This window comes from Priestia sp. SB1 (assembly GCF_038898415.1).
The window spans coordinates 32,713-54,907 of sequence record NZ_JBBJSS010000001.1; the positions used below are offsets into that span (position 1 = coordinate 32,713).

A 22,195-nucleotide genomic window follows, 5' to 3' on the forward strand; every position below is an offset into this window, starting at 1 on the left:
AGTTAAACTCCTTCTTCTTCAAAACGGTTCAAATCGCGATTATGTCCGATAACAATCAGCATATCTCCTTGTTCAATTATTTCATGCGCGGTAGGCGAAATCACCATTTCCCCGTCTTTCCGCTGAAAGCCGATAATATTGCAGCCGTACTTGGCACGGATATTTAAATCAAACAGCGTTTTATTATGAAGCTTTTTAGAAGCGACAATTTCGACAATACTATAATCCTTTGACAGTTCAATGTAATCAATGATTTTTTCTGACACCACGTGATGAGCAATACGCTTCGCAATATCGCGCTCAGGGTGAATGACTTTGTCCGCTCCTATTTTCTCCAGCACTTTTTGATGATACATATTCACCGCTTTTACCCATACTTGCTTAACGCCCATATCTTTTAAAAGCATCGTTGCAAGCACGCTTGCTTCGATATCGTCTCCAAACGAAATAAGAGCATGATCAACGTTACGAATGCCTAGCCCTTTTAAGCTAGCTTCATCAATTGCGTTCGCTTGCACGACATATGTAGCTGAGTTGCTATATTTCTTTACTACCTCCTGATTGCGGTCAATAGCGAGCACATCCACATCCAAATTAGCAAACTCTTCAACCAAACTGCCTCCAAAACGACCTAATCCCAATACAGCAAACTGTTTTTTCATAATGTATTTATTCCTTTCTTCAACTGCTGTGTGTTCTCTTAGCTTATACTTTTTCTAAAAAATTACATGTTTTTCTTAAAAAAAGCGCAAAAAAACACAGGAAGGCTCCTGTGTTTTTTCACACTCTTCCCCCTCAAAACGCTTGCGAAGTTAGCTGTCGGGTTCGGGTTTTAAGAGTAACCCTACCTTTTTAAGGATTCACCCCGGAGCACAATATGTGCGTAAATAATGGGTCCTCCGCTCCGTAATGGATTAAGCGATTTTTATTCAAATGTCTATGATCTATTTTTTAGAATAATCGATTCGATTCATGATACGTTTCACTTCACGAAAGCTATCTTACTCCTGTGGATTTTGTCTGTCAAGATATTTTTAGGGAAGACATCACTTGCGCTGCAAACTGCAAAAATCATATAAATCTAAACTGACAATCAGTTTGTGAAATTGATCAAACAAATTAATAACAGCCAAAAGCTCTAATAGCTGCGTATCACTGTAAAATTTCTTTAATTGATCCATATCAGCATCCGTCAAATCCCTTGGACGCACTCGGTATACATCTATAAATCGAAACAGCAGTCGATCTTTTTCTTCCAGCTCTTTTTCTCTTAACACTTTTTGATTAAGCGTCTTATCGCCTACATATGACATGCTCATACACGTCTCACAGCCGTTAACACCTGCTAGATAAAGCCTGATTTTTTCCTTAGTCTCTCTTTTTACTATATCACTGTTCCAAAGCTTGTCGTATAGCTCATCATACAACCTTTTTACATCTGGAATTAAATTCAGTGCTTTTTCAAAATTTGTTCCCTCTTCGTTTGTTAACAAAACTCTTGCCATTTTTCACTCACTCCTTTTTAATTATTATAGTAAGAAAAATGGAGATTTCAGATAACAAATAAAACATATTATCTGCTGTTACTAATCAAATGAAACATTAATATGAAAGAAGGTTTTCAATTGAAAATTGATGAAATTGATTTATCGATTTTGCAGGCACTGCAGCAAAACAGCCGTCTTTCCTTAAGAGAGCTAGGAAAACAAATTAACCTGTCTCCTCCTTCAGTGGCAGAGCGAGTAAGACAGCTAGAGAGCTTTGGTATTATAAAAGGATATACAATCGATATTGATTATGAAAAGCTGCAGTTGCCCGTCTCGTGTTTTATTGAAGTAACCATGAAAAACGGAGAGCACGAGCGTTTTAAAAGATTTATTTCTCAGTATCCCTATGCTTTATTCTGTGAACGCATCGCCGGACAGGCTTGCTTCATTACAAAGCTTCAGCTTCCTCACCTGCACGTACTCGAGCAATTTATTAACGAAATTACACCTTATGCCAAAACGATTTCACACATCGCCCTTTCTCACGTGGAGATGTCTTCTGCATTATTGAGTCATTTAAAAGATGAAAAGTGATTGAAACATACGTTCACCGTACTAACGAAAAGATCCGAACGATTCATCGTTCGGATCTTCTTTCCACTAAACTACTTCTGTCCTAGCCTCTTTTATTCGTCCAAAAGCATAAAAAATAACCCTCCAAAGCTGGAGGGTATAAATTTTCCGAATAATGAAAGTTTTACAACTTCATTCTATCAGGTACCGACATTTCTGTCTACTTAAAAATGTAAAAGAGCTCTCTATTAATAGAAAGCTCTTTTACCTGCTTGTTTTTTGAAAACAATCAATCTATATAAAAGGGAACTACCTAAGGTTGAAAGTCACGTGAAACCTTGGCAGTTGATCCTGGATATACCGGTTGATATGATTCAAAACAAGTTCTTTCATCATTTCTTCTTTGACTTCTGATTCCGTTTTTTTATCTTTTTGTTTTAAAATAAGAATATAATAGACTTTACCCATTTTAATGGGCTTACTACACTCTCCGATGTACTGTTTTTTTAAAACATCTATAAAAGAGGGAGATAGATTCGAAAGCTTTAGATTATCATCATTCTCTATTTTGCTGATGGTCTGGACATCAGCATATTTTTTTTGAACGTCTTGAAGCGATGTTCCTTTTTGCAGCTCAGCCGCAACGGTCTCGGCATCATGTAAAGTTGTAAAAGTTAGCTGCGAAAAAGATACGCGCGTTACATCATTCTCAATACGTGTATAGTAAGCGTCTAGTTCATCAGACGTAATTTGTTTACGGAAATATTCTTCTAATTTAAACTGATTTATTAGCTGTTTAGTTACATCGCTAGAACGAATGTGCAAGACTTCATAGCCTTGTTTTCTTGTATCTTCGTCATATGAACGTTTGATTTGTTTCCACATATCCTCGACTTTTTTCTGTACCCTGTCACTTGTCTTTAGATGCGAAATTAAGATTTTTTGCATGACAAGCTGCCGCAACAACTCTTTGCGGTAGCTTGTATCATTTAGCGGAGCATCGGGATTTAAGAACCCTTCAACTGCTAAAAAACGATTGAATTCAGCTCCTGTCACCTTTCCTCCTTCATACGCTGCCACTTCTTTAGCAGAAGATAGCTGACTAATTTCTACAGAAGGAAACATCGTGTTTGAATGCTTCCCTCCGCAGCCTGTTAAAAATCCGAACGCTGTTAATACTGCTAGCAGCAGCTTTAACGGTGCTGAACTCATCCATTGTTATCCTGCTGCTCTGAAAGCTTCAGAGAAATAGTTTGTTTTTTTCCATTTCGGTACACGTCTAATTTTACCGTGTCTCCTACTTTGCGTTTTGTGTATAGATATTGACGTAAATCACTGGATGTTTTGACTTCATTTCCATCGATGGCCACAATCACGTCTTTTGATTGTAAACCAGCATCAGAAGCAGAAGAGAACGGTTCAACCGTCGTTACGACAACCCCTTCAGACGTATCGCTTGTTAGGCCTAGCTGATCTTGTTTTGTTGCAGCTGAAAGCTGACCTACATCTTGAAGACCTACCCCCATATATGGACGCGTTATTTTTCCGTTTTTCATCAGCTGTTCAATTGTTGGCTGCACTTCATCACTTGGAAGAGCAAAGCCGATTCCTTCTACATTGTCTTCTGAAATTTTCATACTGTTGATACCAACTACTTCACCGGAAGAATTGATCAAGGCACCGCCGCTGTTTCCTGGATTAATAGCCGCATCCGTTTGAATTGCATCTACGTTCCAATTCTCTGAAATAGGGACAGAGCGTTTTGCTGCGCTCACGATACCTTGTGTGACCGTACGAGAAAATTGTTCACCAAGAGGATTTCCGATTGCAAGAACCGTTTCACCCGCCACTAAATCTGATGATTTTCCGAACTTCGCCACTTGTTCAACATTTTTGTCGGACATTTCAAGCACCGCTAAATCCGTTAGCGCGTCAGCTCCGACAATTTTAGCTTTTTCTTTTTGTCCGTTTGAAAGTGACACTTCTACTTCGCTTGCGCCGTCAATAACGTGGTTATTTGTTACAACGTAGGCTTTTCCATTTTCTTTTTTGAAAATAACACCGGAACCCGTTCCTGCTTCTTGCGTTTGGGTATCTCCAGAAAATGGATTTGTTTGCTGTTGAATATTGTTCACGCCTACAACAGCAGCTGATACTTTATTTACAACTGAAACAAGATCTGACTGATTCACGGTTGTGCTTACTGTTCGAGGCGTTGTGCTCGTTGTTGTTGCCGTTTGAGTCTGCGTTGTTTGATTCGCTGTTTGCGTATCCGCTGAATCCATTAACCCTAGCTGCGGAGCGCCGTATAGCACAATTCCTCCCCCTAGCACTGCTCCCGCGATGGAAGATGCGATCACTGGAAATAAGCGTCTTCTTGGAGGCTGTGATGATGACGCAGGCTGATACTGATCGTAGCGCTGCTGGCGGTTTTCATATTCTTCTTTTCGTTCTTGCTCTCTTTCATAATCACGTGGATCCATGAAAAACACTCCTTTTAACGTAGCAAATTTTATGTTATCTATACTATAAAATAAAAGTTTGGGATAAGTATCAAAACAATATGTGAAATTGTGAAAAATTTCTTTATAACAGCAAACACGTAGTATAATAGCGGGTACATAAACCTTTAAAAAAACGCGCATAGATGGCGCAATATGCTTTATTTACCTTAATTTTCATATATTCAGAGGAAGGTGTCAAATTTGAGCTTTACACTATATTTAGTAGAGGATGAACAAAATTTAAACGAAGTTTTAACCCTTTACCTTCAAAAAGAAGGCTGGGACGTTCGCTCATTTTTTAACGGCACGGACGCAAAAGAAATGATTGCAACTCCTCCGCACCTGTGGATTTTAGATATTATGCTGCCTGATATTGACGGGTATCAGCTCATTCGCGAAATCAAGCAGCAAACGCCACATGTGCCTGTTATTTTCATTTCAGCACGCGATGCCGATATTGACCGGGTTCTTGGACTTGAAATGGGCAGCGACGACTATTTATCAAAGCCTTTTTTACCTCGTGAACTAGTTATTCGAGCAAACAAACTGCTAAACCTCGTATATGGTTCCAATCAAAAGAAAACCGATACCATTACGCTGACTCCTTATGAAATCGATTTACATACGCGTACAGTCAGTGAAAATGGAAAGCCGATTGATTTGACGTCTAAAGAATTTGATTTTCTTGTCACTATCTCAAAAGACCTTGGACAGGCTTTTTCAAGGGAGCAGCTGTTGAATCTCATTTGGGGAGAAGATTATTTCGGCACAGACCGAGTGGTGGATGATTTAGTGAGGCGCGTGCGTAAAAAAATGCCGCAAGCACGAATTGAAACGATTTACGGATACGGATACCGGATGATGAAAGCATGAAAAACAAGTCGCTTGCATTTCAAATTTGGCTCGTCATCTCGGGTATTTTACTGCTCATTTCAATTTTGCTCGCTATTTTATTCCCAACGACGCTTAGGCAGTTCTTCACGAATGAAATTTATACCACTATTGAAAATGAACAGCATATTTTAAAAGAATACGGCCTGCCAAGCCGCTCAGGTGAATACTACTTTAGCAATGAAGACAGTGAACCAACGCTTGGCAATCGAACCGTGGATCATATTTTATTGCCTGAACATGCGGATATCTCTTATTTTTCATCACGGGTGTTGCCTCAAGACTTTTTGAGAAAAGCACAGGAAGATGCAATCAGTCAGCGGAAAATCGTCGCTCGCTATGAAAAAGATCTCGGCAACCGGACGCTTTTTTATGTGATTCGAAAAGTAAGCGTAAACGGACAGCCTGCTTTTTTACTTTCATTTTCGTGGGATACGTATCGCAACGCGCTCACTTCTACTCTTTTTAAACAGCTGCTTCTTGTCATTTCAATTGTATTTCTATTCAGCTGGCTTCCATCTATTTGGCTATCAAGATACTTAAGCAAGCCGCTTGTATCGCTTGAAAAAGATGTAAAAAAAATCGCCGAACAAAATTGGCATGAACCTGTTACAGTCAACCGTTCCGATGAAATCGGCAAGCTAGGCGCGTCCATCGAGCAAATGCGCAAAAGGCTCGTATCTAAAGATGAAGCACAGCAAACGCTCCTTCAAAATATTTCACATGATTTAAAAACACCGGTAATGGTTATTCAAAGCTACGCTCAGTCGATTCAAGACGGCATTTATCCAAAAGGTGATTTATCCCAAACGGTAAAAGTCATTGAAGATGAATCCAAAAATCTTGAGAAAAAAATCCGCGATTTGCTTTACTTAACCAAGCTTGACTATATGTCCACTCACCAGCTTGCACAAGACGACTTTGATTTTACTGCACTTCTTCATGAAGTAGTGGATCGCTTGCGGTGGAGGCGCCCTGAAATACAGTGGGAATTTGACGACGTAAATGCAACGATTAAGGGAGACAAAGAGCTGTGGACAAAAGTCCTTGAAAATGTACTCGACAATCAGCTGCGCTATGCTGATACGAAGGTTTCACTTTCACTTGCTAAACACCAAACGAACGTTCAATGTACCATCAGCAACGATGGTCCGCCGATTGATCAAAGCGTGCTTCAACACTTGTTTGAACCGTTTAAAAAAGGAGCAAACGGTGAATTCGGTATTGGCCTAAGTATCGTAAAGCGTATTGTTACGATGCACGATGCAGCCATTACGGCTGAAAACACAGACGCCGGAGTGACGTTTTCACTTACTATTCCTATATAAACTAAAAAAGCAAGGGAGTCGACTCCCTTGCTTTTTTATGAAAAAACCGATGTATATGCATAAAGAGCTGGTGAACCCCCGGAGTGAATGAACACCACATTCTCATCTTTTTTAAAATAACCTTTTCGAATTAAATCAATCAGGCCGGCCATCGCTTTTCCCGTATACACAGGATCCAATAAAATTCCTTCCGTACCGGCCACAAGTTTGACTGCTTCCACCATCTCTTCTGTTGGAACAGCATAGCCTGGACCGACATATTCATCCATACAAACAATATCTTCTTTTTTAAAAGGCGTTTTGCTATGTAAATGATCATAAAGTTCACTCGTCAGCTTGGCAACTTTCATTTCTTGCTCTTCTTTAGCACGACTCACATTCATTCCAATAACAGACACCCCGCTTTGAAGGCCTTGAAAGCCTGCCACTAGCCCTGCATGCATGCCTCCGCTTCCGCTTGTGCAAACTACGTGGCTAAGCTTTATTTGTTGCTCATAGCTTTGCATAAGCAGCTCCTGTGCGCAGGCAGCGTAGCCTGTTGCACCGATAACATTTGAACCTCCTACGGGGATTAGGTACGGCTTATGACCTTTTTCACTTAGCTCGCGCGCTACTTTTTCCATTTCTGCTGTCAAATCCGAACCTTCAGCGACAAACCGCATGTCATGAGCGCCTAATAAATGATAAAGAAAATAGTTTCCCGTCGGCTGATCACTTGCTTTATTTTCCCCTTCTTCTAATACGAGCACGCATTTCATTTGCTCTTTTACGGCAGCAGCAAGCGTCAAACGACAGTGATTGGATTGTATCGCACCGCACGTTACAAGCACGTCTGCCCCTTTTGCTTTTGCATCAGCTACTAGATATTCAAGCTTACGCGTCTTATTTCCGCCCCCTGTCAGTCCAAGCATATCATCGCGCTTCATATAAATTGAAGGTCCGTTTAACTGCTGAGATAAAACCGATAGCTTTTCTAAAGGTGTAGGGGAATCCGTATATTTTCTTCTAGAAAATTGCGTTAAGTTCATGCTCTCATCCTCTCTTTCATATTTGTTCTATTTTACCATATAGAAGCTTTTGAAGAGCTTTTTACGAAAGGGCTTTCTATAACTTGTATACATAAGAACAAGTAGTCAACATACATTAAACCATATAAACAGTTTGAAGGAGTGTTTTCAATGAGTGAAAAAGCAGTACTTTGCAGCGTCTCACGAGTAGTCAAATCACAGCACATTTTTCCAAATGACCTGAACAATCACCACACCCTTTTTGGCGGCAAAATTGTCGCTGACATGGACATGACGGCTTCTCTTTCAGCAGCTAAACATTCCAGAAAGTCGTGTGTTACAGCTTCCATTGATCATGTTGACTTTATCGAGCCCGTCACAGAAGAAGATTTTATTTCATATGAGGCATTCGTTGTTGTCACAGGAAAAAGTTCCATGATTATTTTTGTTAAAGTCATTGCCGAAAATTTGTTAACGGGCATTAAACGTATTGCTGCTACTTCTTTTCTTACCTTCGTCGCATTAGAAAATGGGAAGCCTGCTCCCGTTCCTCAAGTTATTGCTCAAACTGAAGAAGAAAAAAGCCTTCAAAAAGTAGCTCTTGAACGAAAAGAGTCCAAAAAAACGCAGGTTGAGCACAGCAAAGCAATTGCGCGCATCTTATCTAAATCTTTGCGCAGCAGTAATTAAGCTCTTCATCTAAAAAGCAGCTGTCTGCTTTTTAGACGAAGTTTTTTAGATTTCACATTGTTATTTAATATGATATGCGATATATTGGTTTTATGAAAAATAACATTCAACCTCTCAAACGACTTTCCCTACGGGAGGAAGTCTATCAAACACTTAAACACAATATCGTTATGCTTGAATTTCAGCCGGAACAAAAGCTTCAGGATAAAGAACTGGCTGAGCAATTTGGAGTTAGCCGCACTCCTGTTCGAGAAGCATTAAAAAGGCTCGAAGATGAAGGCCTTGTACAAACGACACCTGGTTCTTCTACAAAAGTGGCTCCATTAAACCTTGAGGAGGCAAAACAATCCTTTATTGTCGTCGCAGCTCTTCATGCACTTGCTGCTAAGCTGGCTTGTACTTCATTGCAAGAAGAAGATATGGGCGAACTAATCAAACATAATCAATCTCTAGAACATGCAATCAAAACAAGAAATGTACTGAAAGCGATCGAAGCGGATGAAGCATTTCATTCCGTTTTTTTAAACCGGGCAAATAATTTAGAGCTAGAACGTGTTGTAAAACAAACAAGCGCCAAAATTCAACGTCTGGAAATCGCTCGCTTTTCTTCTCTTGCTAGCCTTGCTTCCGTTGATCAGCACAAAGAAATCATAAATGCTTGCCGTCAAAAAGATTCCGCACTGACATCACAGCTTGTCGAAACAAACTGGCTGACACTAGGTGAAGCGCTGACAAGTGAGGAGGAAGCAAAGTGAAGCCTCTTTTATTAGGCGTTGCTGCATCATTCTTTTTTGCTTTTACATTCGTTTTAAATCGAGCGATGGATTTATCTGGAGGCAGCTGGGCGTGGAGCGCATCTCTGCGCTATTTTTTTATGGTACCTCTTTTGCTTATGCTTGTTTATTTTTGGGGTGGCATCAAACCTGTGGTGGCAGAAATAAAAGCCCAGCCGCAAAAATGGCTGCTATGGAGCACGGTCGGATTTGGCTTATTTTACGCTCCTCTTTGTTTTGCTTCCGCCTACGGTCCCGGCTGGCTTATTGCAGGAACTTGGCAAATCACGATTTTATCGGGGTCTCTCCTAGCTCCTTTGTTTTACAAGGAAGGAAAAAAGCGAGGAGCCATTCCTTTCAAGCAGCTAGGTTTTTCGTTTATTATTTTAATAGGAGTTGTGCTCATGCAGCTTGAGCATGCGACTGAACTGTCGGCGGCTACTGCCTTGCTTTGTACGATTCCCATTTTAATTGCGTCTTTTGCGTATCCGCTTGGCAACCGTAAGATGATGGAGCTGTCGTCGCTTAATACGTTTCAGCGCGTGCTTGGAATGACGCTTTCAAGCCTGCCGTTTTGGATTATTCTTTCTGTCTATGCCTACTTGACCGATGGACTACCAAAACCAACTCAGATGTATCAAAGCAGTTTAGTTGCTTTACTTTCAGGAGTGTGTGCAACGATTTTATTTTTTGCGGCAACTGACCTTGTGAAAAAAGATTCTCACAAGTTAGGTGCAGTTGAAGCTACACAATCGATGGAAGTTTTATTTGCCCTGCTAGGAGAGGTCTTCCTTCTATCAAGTCCTTTGCCATCGATTCTTTCTTGGGTTGGAATGGGAGTTATCGTAGCAGGCATGGTGCTTCACAGCTACCAAACGAGTCATAAAAAAGCTATACCTCAAAAAGAATTGACCTACTAATCAATAACAAAAAAGAGCGTCTCAGTCGGCGCTCTTTTTGTTTATACAACAGATCTTCTTTCTAAATTGAAGACATTAACCTGCTCAGCATCAAAGCGGCTTAGCAACGAATCTACTCCGTACTCAAGTGCAAAAGCACGTTCATTTTCTGAAATCGGAACGGCCTGCAGGAACGTTACTTTTTTATCAGATAGTTCAATCGTTGAAAAATTATCCCATAAAAACGGCGGAATCAGCAAAATGTGCTGCATATGAAAGCTGTCATCAAGGACTGCAATAACGTCTTTATAAATAGCTCCTGGGAAAATGGAGACATGAGATTTCATCATATGGAAAATACAGTTTGCTAAAATAGCAGAATAAATACCGAACTCCTCATGACATGCCCCAACAATTTCAATTCGAAGCGGGATCCCTCCAACTGTATAACCTGTCGGACATTGATGTCCACCGAGCGTTGCATACGCGGTTACGTCTTGACGCGGATGATTTTCACATGCCACAACGTGAATACCATGCTTTTTTCGTTCATCTGAATAATCTTCAATTCGGTCCTTTTGACCAAATACATCTATTGCTTTATGTATAATTAATTCTTCATCTTTTGTAAAATTACTCATAAAAAACCTCCTTGCTTGCGACCTTAAAAAGTCCCCTACTGTACAGCATATACTACCGCACTCGCTTACGATATAGTTTTTAGAAAATGTGATAGAAATGTTATCGTTTCGTAACATACTATGAAATTGTCTCAAGAAGCAAACAAGAAACCTTAACCAATTTTTTCTTTTCCCATAAAAAAATAGAGCCTGCACCATGGCAGCCTCTATTTTTTATGACATTATTATGAAATAATTTGTAATTCTTTTGGGTACTTCGTTAACGTTTCGTATCCATCTTTTGTGATGATTACATCATCTTCAATACGCACGCCTCCGAGTCCTGGAATATAGATACCCGGTTCAATCGTATACACCATGCCTTCTTGAAGCACATCATCATTGTTGCGGCTCATTGAAGGAAACTCATGCACGCTGATACCAAGGCCATGACCAAGACGATGCAAGAAATACTCTCCATACCCTGCTTCTGTAATAATATTGCGTGCTACCATATCCAAGTCGCCAATGCGAGTGCCAGGCTTGGAAGCTTCAAGAGCTGCCTGCTCGGCGCGCTGTACCGTTTCATAGATTTCTTTTTGCTTATCATTAATCGACTTGTACGCGACTGTACGCGTAATATCTGAACAGTATCCATCTAGCACTACACCTAAATCGAAGAGAACCATATCTCCTGGCTTTAACGTGCGAAGACCTGGGTTCCCGTGCGCTTCTCCCGTTTTTTCACCAAATAACACCATCGTTGAAAACGACATCTCACGAATTCCTTTTCGCTTTAGCTCGTATTCAATTTTAGCCAGAACATCCATTTCCGTAACGCCTTCTTTTAAGGCAGCTACGCCTACTTCCACGCCAAAATCAGCTAATGCAGCTGCCTTTTGCAGAATCTCAACTTCACGCTCATCTTTAATTAAACGCAGCTGATTTAATTTCTCTTCTGCTCCGACTAGCTCAGCATTTGGATATAAATTAAGCAGTTCTTCAGCTCTCGCATACAGCAGCTGCTCTTTCTCTACAGCAACTTTTTTCACATCCATTACGTTTCGTTTATGTAAAGCTTCTTTAATAAGTTCCCAAGGATTTTGATGGTCTTCATATCCGATCACATCAAATTTCCAGCCGGCTTCTTTTGCTTGACCCACTTCCATTGATGGACAAACAAGCATCGGCTCCGCTTCATTAAATAAAAATAAACCAAGCAGACGCTCATGCGGATCCGTGTGAAATCCAGTTAAATAAAATACGTTTTCAGTTGACGAAATAAAGGCCGTTTCTACATTCTTTTCCTTCAGCCATGATACGACTTTTTGCAAACGTGCTTCCATTAAAAAAACCCCTTTCATTGTGCAATATTACTATTATAACATAGTTATTTAGCAATATTGTACAATGAATAGAGGTTAAGACAAAGCCGCGTGAAGAGTAGTAAGCTGCTCTTTAATCGCTTTTCGCTGAATACTTACTTTCATCAGCCAGCCATTTTCTCCGTATCTATAAATAAATTCGTACGTACCTTTAGGAAAATATTCTTTTACCAGCATGTCTCGGTTTTCAACAAATCCCGGATCGCCAATAAAATAGCTACCTTCTTCAAGCGGGAGCTCATGAACTTTTTTTTCTAGCTGCTTCTCTTCGTCTTCGTCATCATCTATCACAATGTGAAGACCACCTTCATCACGCACAACGTCAAATTCACCGTTTTGTTCAAGCTCAAGCACCGGTACCACTTGTCCATTTACCGTTAGCAGCTGCTTGGTTCCTTCAAGGACCTGGGACCAATGATCATCGTATAAAGTAGAAGAATAAAAAATATAGCCCTGAGATTTATATAATAAAAGCAGCTGTTCAAAATGATTTTTCACTTGTTCTTTATCAAATAGAATAACAAAATGCTTTCGATAGAAAAAACTTGTAAAAGGCAGAATAGACGATTGATTAAGCTCTCTAATTATTTCAGCACTATCCTTACCTGAAATAATAGCTCCGGTCAATTCCCCCGCGCCATAAGGTTTCCAATGACTTAACGCCGCTTCTGGAATCAGCACAAGGTTCGAAGATGACACATATATACTCATTCGCTTCACTCCTTTTTTCTACACTTAGACCTATATTTAATTCTCAACAAACAGAGACTTTTCTCTTATACCCTTCTTAAAAGACAGAACTTTTTCCCTAACTATGATAGATTATAACAAATATCCTCGAAAAAAATAACCTTTATTTCCTCTTTCTTCTATTTGTACACTTCTCTTATTTTAGCTGTCTTCGCAGATTTACTAGTGAACGTACTTGCTAATCTAATTCCTTAGTGTTAATTTTATTATGTCGTTTTATAATTTTTTGCATAATTGGTTTTAGACAAAAAAGTATTAATATTTTTGAATGCGATGGTGAGACATTTGGAAGAACGTACAGAACGTAAACAACATAAAAGAAAAAAGCAAAGAAAAAAGAAACGCTTTAGAAAGCTACTTCTTTTCTTTCTCATTCTTGTAATCGCCGCTGGTGCATATGTGTATTATCAATACCAACAAGGATTAGCAGAAGCAGACGGAGCTTTTGGGAAAGATGGACAGTTTGATTTTAATGGTGCAAGTGCCAATTTAGATAGCATGAATGTGCTGCTTCTCGGAATTGACTCTCGCGGTGAAGAACATTCGCGTGCCGATACAATCATGATTGCTCATTATGACAAAGACAGCAATCAGCCTAAAATTGTTTCTTTGATGCGTGATTCATATGTGGATATTCCTGGACATGGCAAAAACAAATTAAATTCAGCCTATGCATTTGGCGGGCCCGAATTAATGCGTAAGACAATTAAAGAAAATTTCGGCGTAGATGTAAACTATTATGCCGTTGTTGATTTTAAAGGTTTTTCTAAAGTTGCCGATACGATTGCCCCTGAGGGAATTACGGTTACCGTGCCACACGAAATGTCGTCAGGAATTGGCATGACGCTAAAACCTGGAAAACAAACTCTTCACGGAGATAAATTACTAGGATACGTGCGATTCCGCCATGATAGCCAAAGTGATTTCGGGCGTGTGAAGCGTCAACAAGAAGTGATTGGTAAATTAATGGATGAAGCTCTTCAAGTAAAGACACTGGCGAAAGCTCCTAAGCTATGGGGTGTCATTGATCCATATGTGGATACAAATATTCCGCCAAAAACATTTATTGTGATAGGAAAAGATTTTTTAGTTGGAAATCAGCCAGATTTAAAATCTCTTCGTTTACCGGTTGAAGGTTCCTATTCAAATGAACGAATATCCGGTATTGGTGCTGTTTTAAGCATCGACCTTGAAGAAAACAAACAAGCGTTACAGTCATTTTTAAATTAGGAAAAGGTGTCCATTAGAGGACACCTTTTTTTATACTATTCAAAAAAACTTCTGTTTTTCCTCCCTATCCTTCAAAAAATTTTCAGCTTCGACAAAAAATGGAGATAAAATGGAGTTGTTTTCTAGAAAACAGCTGTTTCTTTGGAGTTCTATTTTTTCTCCTGTATGCGTATATGAAAAGAGAAGGACTTCTTTTTTATATTTTTTAGTCAAGGAGATGAAATGATGAAATTATATGGTTTTCAATCTGAAGAAGAGCGTTCCTTTCTTCATTCTACCTATAAAGTAAACCCATTGCTTTCTCATACTGGAGATGTCAAAATCAGCTTTTTATCTTTTCAAGAAAATGATTATACCCCCCGTCAAGAAGCTACGATTCCACAGCTTCTTTTAGTCGTTCACGGGGAAGGCTGGGTAGCTGGCGATAACGGACTGAAAATTTATATCAAACAAGGTGAATCAGCATTTTGGAGAGCTGGGGAATCTTTTGAAGTCGGGAGTCTAACGGCTATGACAGGACTACTGATTGAAGGATTAGATATTGCTCCTCAAAAGCTGCTTACTTCTTTCTCACGAACAAACGCAAATTAAAAAGCCGCTTTGACGCGGCTTTTTTTATTATCTTAGTAATTGAGCGTAGCTTTCTGCGCTATCTTGAATAACTTTGTCACTCAGGTCACCGCCTGCTCCTTGAAATAAAAATGGAGTTTGGAACTTCATACCTGTTAAATTTGCCATAGCTTGGAAAGGAAGAAGCAGATGATTCATTGGGTAACGGTTGTATCCCCCTTCTTGATAAGCTTCTGCAGGGCCTCCTGTCGAAGTAGCTACGACAAACTCTTTTCCCTGAAGTTTAGTACCTTTGCTTCCATAAGCCCATCCGTATGTTAAAACAACATCTTGCCACTCTTTTAAGAGTGCTGGTGAGCTGTACCAGTAAAATGGAAATTGAAAAACAATACGATCGAATTGAACAGCTAACTCCTGCTCTTTTTCTACATCAATTTTGAAATCGGGATAGTTTGCGTATAAATCATGAACGTACACATCCTCCTCTTTTTTTACTCGCTCTGCCCACGCTTTATTAATACGAGAAGATGCTAGATTTGGATGCGCTAAAATAACCAGTGTTTTCATTTGGATACTCTCCTTCTGATGTCTGTGCTTGCTTTTTTCTTTTCTATTTTTTACGCTTGCCTCTCACGTCTTGTTCACTCATTCTTTCCTTTTCCTTCAGGAAATCCGAGTTCGTTTACACTTATAAATTACCAGTATTATCATTCTGCTTCAATAAAATTGACTTTGCTTTTATCACCTTTAATTTTTTTATGTACCCAAAACGGAAGATAAAGGACAAGAAAGCTAAGAATCATGATTCCTTCAATCCATACTAAATACCAAGGATCAGGTCCAAGAACATCTAGCAAGGAAGCGTGCTCTGGCTTTTTCATCATGTATAAATAATTCGCACCGAGTAAACGATTCATGACATAGATAAAACCTCCGTACAGATTAACAAATACTACGCTTACCCATAAAGAACGAAGCGTCGGCTCATATCTGCAGGCAGCAATTAGCATACAGCAAGCAAGTACCACACCACCATGCGATACATAGAACTGCACATAGCGAAACTGGGCATACGCATAGCCGCCAAGGTCTGGGGTAATCATCGCTTGAACAGAGCTGCTGATTCCTGCGAAGTACACAAAATAAAAAAGAAATCTGCTTTTGGTTATCAGCATAACAGCAGCCAGCAGCACGACTATATCACTCAGCTGAAGAGGCAAAGAAGTTTCAACGGACCACTGATGACATCCGATTTCCCAAGCCTGGTAGGCCGTTTCTGAAGCAATTAGAACGAGTGAAAGCAAAACGAACGCAAACCTCTTTTTTCGCAGCTGCTTTCGACACAAAAAAATAACTGTTCCTATGATCACGATAATGGCTAAAGTTACAAGGTGTTCAACTGAAAAAAGCTGAAAAGAATGTTGTACAGGATGACACGCAAAAAATGAATTCATAACGGCGCCTCCTCTCCATCAGAAAACAAATTTGGTACCTTTAGCTTGTTCATAAGACCTCATTTTCATTAACGCTTCTCTCACATTAAAAAGAGATTGAAACATAACGAAATCACGCCTAAAAAAAGATCCGAACGATAAATCGTTCGGATCTTTTTGTCTTCATTTTTATTTTTTAATTAATCCTTTTTTCACTAAGAATTGATGAGCGACTTCTTCAGCCGTTTTTCCTTTTGCGTTTACTTGATAGTTCATTTCACGCATTTCGTCGTCACTGATTTTACCACCCAGTTGATTTAAGATTTTTTTCAGTTCAGGGTGCTCTTTTAGCGTATCTTCACGAAGCACAGGCGCTCCTTGATACGGTGGGAAGAACTGCTGGTCGTCTTTTAAGACTTTTAAACCAAACTGTTTGATTTCAGGATCCGTTGCATAAGCATCAAGCATGTTAATATCGCCTTTTTCTACAGCGCGATAGCGAAGCTTCGGCTCCATCGTCTTAATATTCGGGAAGGTAAGGCCATATTCTTTTTGAAGGCCTACGTAGCCGTCTTCACGATCTTTAAACTCAAGCGTAAATCCTGCTTTTACTTTATCTGTTGCATTTGCCAAATCTGAAATGGTCGTTAGATTATTTTCTTTAGCAAATTCTTTTGTAACGGTCAATGTGTACGTATTATTAAACTTCATTGGATCTAAATAGACAAGGCCGAATTTCTTTTGAAATCCTTCTTTTGCCTGCTTGTACACCTGTGTTTCATCTTTGCTGTCCGGCTGTTCCTTTAGATGCGTCACAATGGCTGTCCCCGTATATTCAGGGTACAAATCAATTTCCTTGTTACGCAGAGCCTCAAATACAAATACTGTTTTTCCAAGCGACGAACGAAGATTTACTTTCATATCGGTTTGATCTTCAATTAATTCTTTGTACATATTAATTAAAATATCTTGTTCTGCGCCAATTTTCCCTCCGATAACAAGGTCTGGTTTTGTTGCGCTCATTGCTGCAAACGGAGAAACAAGAATAAGTATTAATACGATGATCATGATGAACGAGCGTTTTTTGGACCCTTTTTTAGCAGAGTGTTCAATCGTTCGCAGAATTCCATCAAAAATAAGCGCTAATAATGCTGCTGGAACGGCTCCTAATAAAATCAAACTATTATCGCTTCGGTCAATACCAAGCAAAATTAAGCTTCCGAGTCCGCCTGCTCCGATAAGAGCCACGATTGTCGCTGTACCAATAATGAGTACCATCGCTGTGCGAATTCCGGCCATAATGACAGGAAGCGCTAGAGGAAGTTCTACTTTGATTAATCGTCTCCACGAGTTCATCCCCATGGCTTTGGATGCTTCAATTAAAGATGGGTCCACTTCTTTAATTCCGGTATATGTATTTCGTACAATAGGAAGAAGCGAATATAAAAACAGTGCAATAACCGCGGGAAAGGTTCCAATTCCGACAAGAGGAATCAGTAATCCTAATAAAGCGAGTGAGGGAATGGTTTGCAGTACGGCTGTTACGCCAATGATCGGTTCAGCAATGCGGTCATGCCTCGTTAAGTACAGTCCAAGCGGCACTGAAATTAATACGGCGATCACAAGAGCCAGTACTGAAATTTGAATGTGTTCAAGAAGAGCTTGAAACAGGGCATCTCCTCGTTGATCTAATAATGTGCTTAGTGCATTCATTACAGCGTTCCTCCTTCTTTCGTTTTATCAGAAAGAAACGCTAATAGAGTTTTGCGCGTTACAACGCCAATGCGTTTGCTCCCTTTTTTCACAGCTATTGCTTCATGGTCGTAAAGGGCGTCCATTGCCTGCTGAACAGTGGCGGTTGAAGCTAGCTCTTCAGTAGGTTCTACGTCTGGCTGTTCACTTTCTTTGACAAACATATCCAATGTCTCAAATAAAGTATTTCCTTGATTTCCAATAAATGTTTTTACAAACTCATTTTTAGGCTTTTGAATGAATTCCTCCGGGGTGCCAACTTGAACAATTTCCCCATCTTTCATCAGGCAGATACGATCTCCAAGCGTCATGGCTTCGCTCATATCATGCGTAACAAACACAAATGTTTTTTTGATTTTTTCTTTTAAGCTAATAACATCTTGTTGAAGCTGTTCGCGGCTTAACGGATCGAGGGCGCTAAAGGGTTCGTCCATTAAAATAACGGGGGGATCAGCTGCGAGGGCACGTGCTACACCTACACGTTGCTGCTGGCCACCTGAGAGCTCAGACGGCTTTCGGTTTCGATATTGCTTTGGGTCTAGTCCTACCAAGGTAAGCAGTTCATCAATACGCGTTTTGATTTTGTTTTTCTTCCAATGCTTCATCTCCGGTACAATGGCTATATTCTCAGCAATGGTCATATGAGGAAAAAGAGCAATCTGCTGTAGCACATAACCAATGTTCCAGCGTAGCTCATGTATGTTGTGGTCCGATACGAGCTTATCTTTTATGTATAGTTCTCCTTCGGTAATATCATGAAGACGGTTAATCATTTTTAAGGTGGTTGTTTTCCCACATCCACTCGGACCAATTAAAACGAAAAACTCTCCTTCTTTTATTTCTAGATTAATATTTTTCACGGCGGTCGTACCGTCTGGATATTGCTTTGACACATTCTTAAACGTAATCAAATTATCGTTCACACTCCCTGTTGAAATTTAACCCCTAGTTTCGTGTACCCAATACTTAGAGGCAATAAACATTCTTTTAAGAATATTTCTAAATATGATTCATAAGACATAGTGGAAAAGATACACATGTTTTCTAACAGCCTCCTAATAAGGCTATCAAACTGTTAAAGTTTTCACAAGGCGGGGAAGAATAATTCGGAGAATAAATTTAAAGCCAATTCAAATAAAAAAACCTTCTTTCAACAAGAAAGAAGGTTTTTGAGTATGCTAGCGACAGGGATCGAACCTGCGACCTCTTGCTTACCATGCAAGTGCTCTACCTACTGAGCTACACCAGCGTCTTGGAAAATTATATCACGTTTAAATTTATTTAGGAAGCGCTTTTTTAAATTTTTTTATTGGTATATTCTCTAATTGGCGTCTTCTGAAATTCGCACTTTCTACAAAGTTCCATATTTTATGTTAGAACTTCTCACATAAATTGTGTGAATTTTCTTTTTTTATATTACCCTTAGTAAAAGAGCTTACAAAAGAAAGGAAGAAAATAGATGGAACAACAACCAACCATGACCAAATCAAAAACGGCAACTCCCTACCCAAGAGACTGCACGTTCAGCCTGGAAGATTGGACGACGCTCGCTAAGTATTGGTACCCCGTCGCACGCTGCAGTGATGTAACTGAGAAACCAACGTCTGTAAAACTGCTAGATGTAAATCTAGTTCTATACCGCACCACACACAAAGTTGTAGCGGCACGCGATTTATGCGTTCACCGAGGGACCCCGCTTAGCATGGGCTGGGTGGAAGATGATGAAATTGTCTGTCCTTACCACGGCTTCCGCTACGCAACGGACGGCGCATGCACGTCGATTCCAGCTCACCCTGACGCCAACATTTCTCCCCGCCTCTGTATGGCCGTCTATCCAGTTATTGAACGATTTGGATTAGTTTGGACTTCCCTGACAGGAGAACAAGATAACCTGCCTTACTTCGATGCGTGGGAAGACCCTGATTTTCAGCAAATTGTTTGTCCGAGCTTTGATATCATGGGTTCAGCCGGTCGTCAAATGGAAGGCTTTTTAGACGTAGCTCATTTTGCTTGGGTTCACACGGACACATTTGGTGATCGAAACAACGCCTTTGTGCCTAAATATAAAGTAAGCGATACAGACTATGGGCTTCATGTAGAATATACGAGCACCGTGAGCAATTATTCCAAAGAACAGCAGCATTTAAATCCACCTGATTTTAAATGGCTTCGCGTCTTTGATGTTTATCCGCCGTTTACAGCTACGCTAAAAGTATACTTCCCAGAAGGCGCAGAGCTGTGGATTATGAATGCAGTCTCTCCTATTTCAGCCCGCGAAACACGTTTATTCGCGCCAATCGCTCGAAACTTTGACAAAGATTCTCCCGTTGAAGGTGTGTATGACTTTAACCTTCGCGTCTTTGACGAAGACCGTGAAATGGTTGAAAATCAAAAACCTGAAGACTTGCCTTTAGACCTGCAGATGGAAGCGCATATTATGGCTGATCAAACGTCTATCGGCTACCGGAAATTATTAAAGAAAATGGGCTTAAGCTTTAGATATACAAGCTGAAAAAATCCCCGCTGTCTCAGCGGGGATTTCTTTTTTATTTAGCAAACTGCTCGCGTCCTGCTTTTTCCTTTATCATTTCATCTTCACTTGCCGGCGTTGCTCGTTTCATAAACAATGAAAGAATTAAGGCAACCACCACTAGGACTACAGAGATAGCAAACGCATCGTTAATCCCTTGTACCATTGCCTGCATCCCAATCTGCTCTTTCATTTGAGCTGCCCCGGCTGCGGTTGCATTAGCTGCTCCTGCTCCGCTCATTGCATCTTGAGCGAGCTCTTTTGCATGAGTAGCTGTACGGTTTGACATCACCGTTACTAAAAGAGCCGAACCAATAGCTCCCGATACTTGTTGAAGCGTATTGTTCATGGCAGTACCATGCGGATTAAAGCGCTGCGGCAGCTGATTTAATCCGTTTGTCATAACCGGCATCATCACCATAGACATTCCGAACATGCGAAGCGTGTAAAGCGTAATGAGCGTTGTATACGTCGTATCAAGCTCTAAGTTACTGAAGAAATACGTCGTAACGGCTGTAATCGTTAGACCCGTTACAGCCAATGCACGCGCTCCGAATTTATCAAATAATTTTCCGGTAATCGGTGACATTACACCCATTAGCAGCGCACCTGGAAGCATTAGTAATCCTGAATGAAGCGGAGAGATGCCTCGTACCGTTTGAACATAAATTGGCATTAGCAGCATGGCTGAGAATAATGCCATTGTGATCACCATCGAAATCGTTGATGATAAAGCAAACATTGGATATTTAAAAATGCGGAATTCAAGCATCGGTGTTTTAAGCTTGAACTGACGTGTAATAAATAAAATCAGAGCCACAGCTCCTACGATAATGGTACCATATACTTCCACAGAATCCCAGCCTTTATCCCCTGCTGAGCTAAACCCGTATAGAAGTCCGCCAAATCCAATTGTAGATAGCAAAAGGGATAAAAAATCCAAATTGATTTCCACTTTTTCTTTTTTGTCTTTTAATAGGAAGAAAGCGCCTATTAATACAATGGCTGCGATTGGCGTAACAAGGTGGAACAGCATTCTCCACTCATAGTGTTCAATTAGCCATCCTGATAATGTAGGACCAATTGCCGGAGCAAAAATCATAACTAAACCGAAAATCCCCATCGCAGCTCCGCGTTTTTCTAATGGAAAACTTGTGAGCAATACGTTCATTAAAAGCGGCATCATAATAGCTGCGCCTGACGCTTGAATAATACGAGCGGTTAACAACACAGAAAATACGGGCGAAGCACCTGCAAGTATTGTTCCTGCTGTAAATAAAGTCATCGCCGTTAAAAATAAGCCTCTGACAGAATAGCGCTGAATTAAAAAAGCGGTAGTTGGAATCATAATACCATTCACTAACATATAACCAGTAGAAAGCCACTGGACAGTTGACGTTGTCACATCTAAGTCTTTCATAATAGACGGCAGCGCCACATTTAATAACGTTTCATTCAATAATGAGATAAAAGCGCCAATTAACAAAATAGCAATTATGCCATAAGGCGGCTTTTCCATTTGATTTATCGATCGACTCATTATTGTACCTCCTTATACTTTAGGTTCATTTTTTTAGACACGTGTTCTACATAGAGTATATTATACTGTGAGTTCAATTTATGCAAGTGAAAAATCTTACGTTCACGTTCTTTATTTTCTCAACTTTTTTAGTCCTATACTCCTTTTATACCAATATATTGTCGTGATATCGTTCAGTTTTCTGAAAAGAACATTTGTGTAAACGCTTTAAATCATGTATCATAAAGTTGGAC

22 protein-coding genes, 1 tRNA gene and 1 riboswitch are annotated in these 22,195 nt (G+C 40.0%); of the genes, 9 read left to right on the top strand and 14 right to left on the bottom strand.

What is annotated here, in order from left to right; genetic code table 11:
- Positions 1-2: 2 nt before the first annotated feature.
- Both WKH56_RS00175 and WKH56_RS00180 read right to left on the bottom strand, forming a co-directional pair.
- The gene (locus WKH56_RS00175; protein WP_028415014.1) at positions 3-662 is read right to left on the bottom strand and encodes a potassium channel family protein; all 660 of its coding nucleotides are present in this window, start codon (positions 660-662) and stop codon (positions 3-5) included.
- A gap of 124 nt (positions 663-786) precedes the next feature.
- Positions 787-931: riboswitch (cyclic di-AMP (ydaO/yuaA leader) on the bottom strand.
- Between the two features lie 115 nt (positions 932-1,046).
- Positions 1,047-1,505, bottom strand: coding sequence for a carboxymuconolactone decarboxylase family protein (locus tag WKH56_RS00180; protein WP_028415015.1), 459 nt, complete (start codon positions 1,503-1,505; stop codon positions 1,047-1,049).
- Positions 1,506-1,625: 120 nt separating this feature from the next.
- On the opposite strand from WKH56_RS00180, the gene WKH56_RS00185 reads away from it, so the two are divergent.
- On the top strand, positions 1,626-2,081 hold the full coding sequence (locus tag WKH56_RS00185; RefSeq protein ID WP_028415016.1) for an Lrp/AsnC family transcriptional regulator: 456 nt from the start codon (positions 1,626-1,628) through the stop codon (positions 2,079-2,081).
- Between the two features lie 288 nt (positions 2,082-2,369).
- On the opposite strand, the gene WKH56_RS00190 is transcribed toward WKH56_RS00185, so the two are convergent.
- Entirely contained in the window at positions 2,370-3,272 is a 903-nt protein-coding gene (locus tag WKH56_RS00190) for a peptidyl-prolyl cis-trans isomerase (protein WP_063248318.1), read from the bottom strand.
- Positions 3,269-4,543: a S1C family serine protease gene (locus WKH56_RS00195; protein WP_033579915.1), complete on the bottom strand. Its 1,275-nt coding sequence runs from the start codon at positions 4,541-4,543 to the stop codon at positions 3,269-3,271. The genes WKH56_RS00190 and WKH56_RS00195 overlap by 4 nt, the downstream gene beginning before the upstream one ends.
- Before the next feature lie 222 nt (positions 4,544-4,765).
- On the opposite strand from WKH56_RS00195, the gene WKH56_RS00200 reads away from it, so the two are divergent.
- Together WKH56_RS00200 and WKH56_RS00205 are read left to right on the top strand one after the other, a co-directional pair.
- Entirely contained in the window at positions 4,766-5,437 is a 672-nt protein-coding gene (locus tag WKH56_RS00200; protein ID WP_028415019.1) for a response regulator transcription factor, read from the top strand.
- On the top strand, positions 5,434-6,783 hold the full coding sequence (locus tag WKH56_RS00205; RefSeq protein ID WP_033579914.1) for a sensor histidine kinase: 1,350 nt from the start codon (positions 5,434-5,436) through the stop codon (positions 6,781-6,783). The genes WKH56_RS00200 and WKH56_RS00205 overlap by 4 nt, the downstream gene beginning before the upstream one ends.
- Before the next feature lie 35 nt (positions 6,784-6,818).
- Here WKH56_RS00205 and cuyA read toward each other — a convergent pair whose 3' ends face one another.
- The gene (gene cuyA, locus WKH56_RS00210; RefSeq protein ID WP_048019951.1) at positions 6,819-7,811 is read right to left on the bottom strand and encodes a D-cysteate sulfo-lyase; all 993 of its coding nucleotides are present in this window, start codon (positions 7,809-7,811) and stop codon (positions 6,819-6,821) included.
- 150 nt (positions 7,812-7,961) lie between these two features.
- On the opposite strand from cuyA, the gene WKH56_RS00215 reads away from it, so the two are divergent.
- The 3 genes from WKH56_RS00215 (at position 7,962) to WKH56_RS00225 (ending at position 10,173) form a co-directional block, all read left to right on the top strand.
- Positions 7,962-8,480, top strand: a complete 519-nt coding sequence (locus tag WKH56_RS00215; RefSeq protein WP_028415022.1) for an acyl-CoA thioesterase — start codon at positions 7,962-7,964, stop codon at positions 8,478-8,480.
- Between the two features lie 74 nt (positions 8,481-8,554).
- A complete protein-coding gene (locus tag WKH56_RS00220; protein WP_028415023.1) occupies positions 8,555-9,235 on the top strand; it encodes a GntR family transcriptional regulator in 681 nt (226 codons plus the stop codon).
- Complete coding sequence (locus tag WKH56_RS00225) at positions 9,232-10,173, top strand: DMT family transporter (RefSeq protein WP_028415024.1); 942 nt, start codon at positions 9,232-9,234, stop codon at positions 10,171-10,173. Before WKH56_RS00220 ends, WKH56_RS00225 begins: the two co-directional genes overlap by 4 nt.
- 41 nt (positions 10,174-10,214) lie before the next feature.
- On the opposite strand, the gene WKH56_RS00230 is transcribed toward WKH56_RS00225, so the two are convergent.
- The 3 genes from WKH56_RS00230 to WKH56_RS00240 all read right to left on the bottom strand — a co-directional run bounded on the left by WKH56_RS00230 (position 10,215) and on the right by WKH56_RS00240 (position 12,868).
- The gene (locus WKH56_RS00230) at positions 10,215-10,793 is read right to left on the bottom strand and encodes a suppressor of fused domain protein (protein ID WP_013084584.1); all 579 of its coding nucleotides are present in this window, start codon (positions 10,791-10,793) and stop codon (positions 10,215-10,217) included.
- Between the two features lie 224 nt (positions 10,794-11,017).
- Entirely contained in the window at positions 11,018-12,118 is a 1,101-nt protein-coding gene (locus WKH56_RS00235) for a M24 family metallopeptidase (RefSeq protein ID WP_033579912.1), read from the bottom strand.
- Positions 12,119-12,193: 75 nt separating this feature from the next.
- Entirely contained in the window at positions 12,194-12,868 is a 675-nt protein-coding gene (locus tag WKH56_RS00240; RefSeq protein WP_028415026.1) for a hypothetical protein, read from the bottom strand.
- Positions 12,869-13,405: 537 nt separating this feature from the next.
- Between WKH56_RS00240 and WKH56_RS00245 the strand changes: the two genes are divergently transcribed.
- On the top strand, positions 13,406-14,137 hold the full coding sequence (locus WKH56_RS00245; protein WP_371129326.1) for an LCP family protein: 732 nt from the start codon (positions 13,406-13,408) through the stop codon (positions 14,135-14,137).
- 225 nt (positions 14,138-14,362) lie between these two features.
- Positions 14,363-14,728, top strand: a complete 366-nt coding sequence (locus WKH56_RS00250) for a hypothetical protein (protein WP_028415028.1) — start codon at positions 14,363-14,365, stop codon at positions 14,726-14,728.
- Between the two features lie 27 nt (positions 14,729-14,755).
- Here the strand turns inward: WKH56_RS00250 and WKH56_RS00255 are convergent, their stop codons facing one another.
- The 5 genes from WKH56_RS00255 to WKH56_RS00275 all read right to left on the bottom strand — a co-directional run bounded on the left by WKH56_RS00255 (position 14,756) and on the right by WKH56_RS00275 (position 19,141).
- On the bottom strand, positions 14,756-15,274 hold the full coding sequence (locus WKH56_RS00255; RefSeq protein WP_033579910.1) for an NAD(P)H-dependent oxidoreductase: 519 nt from the start codon (positions 15,272-15,274) through the stop codon (positions 14,756-14,758).
- A gap of 140 nt (positions 15,275-15,414) precedes the next feature.
- Positions 15,415-16,161, bottom strand: a complete 747-nt coding sequence (locus WKH56_RS00260; RefSeq protein WP_310884058.1) for a YwaF family protein — start codon at positions 16,159-16,161, stop codon at positions 15,415-15,417.
- 168 nt (positions 16,162-16,329) lie between these two features.
- A complete protein-coding gene (locus WKH56_RS00265; RefSeq protein WP_048019949.1) occupies positions 16,330-17,853 on the bottom strand; it encodes an ABC transporter permease/substrate-binding protein in 1,524 nt (507 codons plus the stop codon).
- Entirely contained in the window at positions 17,853-18,803 is a 951-nt protein-coding gene (locus WKH56_RS00270) for an ABC transporter ATP-binding protein (RefSeq protein ID WP_028410979.1), read from the bottom strand. Before WKH56_RS00270 ends, WKH56_RS00265 begins: the two co-directional genes overlap by 1 nt.
- Before the next feature lie 265 nt (positions 18,804-19,068).
- Positions 19,069-19,141, bottom strand: a tRNA-Thr gene (locus WKH56_RS00275).
- 210 nt (positions 19,142-19,351) lie between these two features.
- Here WKH56_RS00275 and WKH56_RS00280 point away from each other — a divergent pair.
- On the top strand, positions 19,352-20,404 hold the full coding sequence (locus WKH56_RS00280) for an aromatic ring-hydroxylating oxygenase subunit alpha (protein ID WP_063248321.1): 1,053 nt from the start codon (positions 19,352-19,354) through the stop codon (positions 20,402-20,404).
- A 34-nt stretch (positions 20,405-20,438) separates the two neighbouring features.
- Here the strand turns inward: WKH56_RS00280 and WKH56_RS00285 are convergent, their stop codons facing one another.
- The gene (locus WKH56_RS00285) at positions 20,439-21,962 is read right to left on the bottom strand and encodes a DHA2 family efflux MFS transporter permease subunit (RefSeq protein ID WP_048019947.1); all 1,524 of its coding nucleotides are present in this window, start codon (positions 21,960-21,962) and stop codon (positions 20,439-20,441) included.
- Between the last annotated feature and the right edge of the window lie 233 nt (positions 21,963-22,195).

Coding starts and splice junctions, on each gene's coding strand:
- WKH56_RS00235 (WP_033579912.1), bottom strand. CDS start 12,118: ATGGAAGCACGTTTGCAAAAAGTCGTATCATGGCTGAAGGAAAAGAAT.
- WKH56_RS00250 (WP_028415028.1), top strand. CDS start 14,363: ATGAAATTATATGGTTTTCAATCTGAAGAAGAGCGTTCCTTTCTTCAT.
- WKH56_RS00230 (WP_013084584.1), bottom strand. CDS start 10,793: ATGAGTAATTTTACAAAAGATGAAGAATTAATTATACATAAAGCAATA.
- WKH56_RS00245 (WP_371129326.1), top strand. CDS start 13,406: ATGAATGTGCTGCTTCTCGGAATTGACTCTCGCGGTGAAGAACATTCG.
- WKH56_RS00260 (WP_310884058.1), bottom strand. CDS start 16,161: ATGAATTCATTTTTTGCGTGTCATCCTGTACAACATTCTTTTCAGCTT.
- WKH56_RS00215 (WP_028415022.1), top strand. CDS start 7,962: ATGAGTGAAAAAGCAGTACTTTGCAGCGTCTCACGAGTAGTCAAATCA.
- WKH56_RS00190 (WP_063248318.1), bottom strand. CDS start 3,272: ATGAGTTCAGCACCGTTAAAGCTGCTGCTAGCAGTATTAACAGCGTTC.
- WKH56_RS00220 (WP_028415023.1), top strand. CDS start 8,555: ATGCGATATATTGGTTTTATGAAAAATAACATTCAACCTCTCAAACGA.
- cuyA (WP_048019951.1), bottom strand. CDS start 7,811: ATGAACTTAACGCAATTTTCTAGAAGAAAATATACGGATTCCCCTACA.
- WKH56_RS00195 (WP_033579915.1), bottom strand. CDS start 4,543: ATGGATCCACGTGATTATGAAAGAGAGCAAGAACGAAAAGAAGAATAT.
- WKH56_RS00265 (WP_048019949.1), bottom strand. CDS start 17,853: ATGAATGCACTAAGCACATTATTAGATCAACGAGGAGATGCCCTGTTT.
- WKH56_RS00180 (WP_028415015.1), bottom strand. CDS start 1,505: ATGGCAAGAGTTTTGTTAACAAACGAAGAGGGAACAAATTTTGAAAAA.
- WKH56_RS00280 (WP_063248321.1), top strand. CDS start 19,352: ATGGAACAACAACCAACCATGACCAAATCAAAAACGGCAACTCCCTAC.
- WKH56_RS00255 (WP_033579910.1), bottom strand. CDS start 15,274: ATGAAAACACTGGTTATTTTAGCGCATCCAAATCTAGCATCTTCTCGT.
- WKH56_RS00240 (WP_028415026.1), bottom strand. CDS start 12,868: ATGAGTATATATGTGTCATCTTCGAACCTTGTGCTGATTCCAGAAGCG.
- WKH56_RS00205 (WP_033579914.1), top strand. CDS start 5,434: ATGAAAAACAAGTCGCTTGCATTTCAAATTTGGCTCGTCATCTCGGGT.
- WKH56_RS00175 (WP_028415014.1), bottom strand. CDS start 662: ATGAAAAAACAGTTTGCTGTATTGGGATTAGGTCGTTTTGGAGGCAGT.
- WKH56_RS00285 (WP_048019947.1), bottom strand. CDS start 21,962: ATGAGTCGATCGATAAATCAAATGGAAAAGCCGCCTTATGGCATAATT.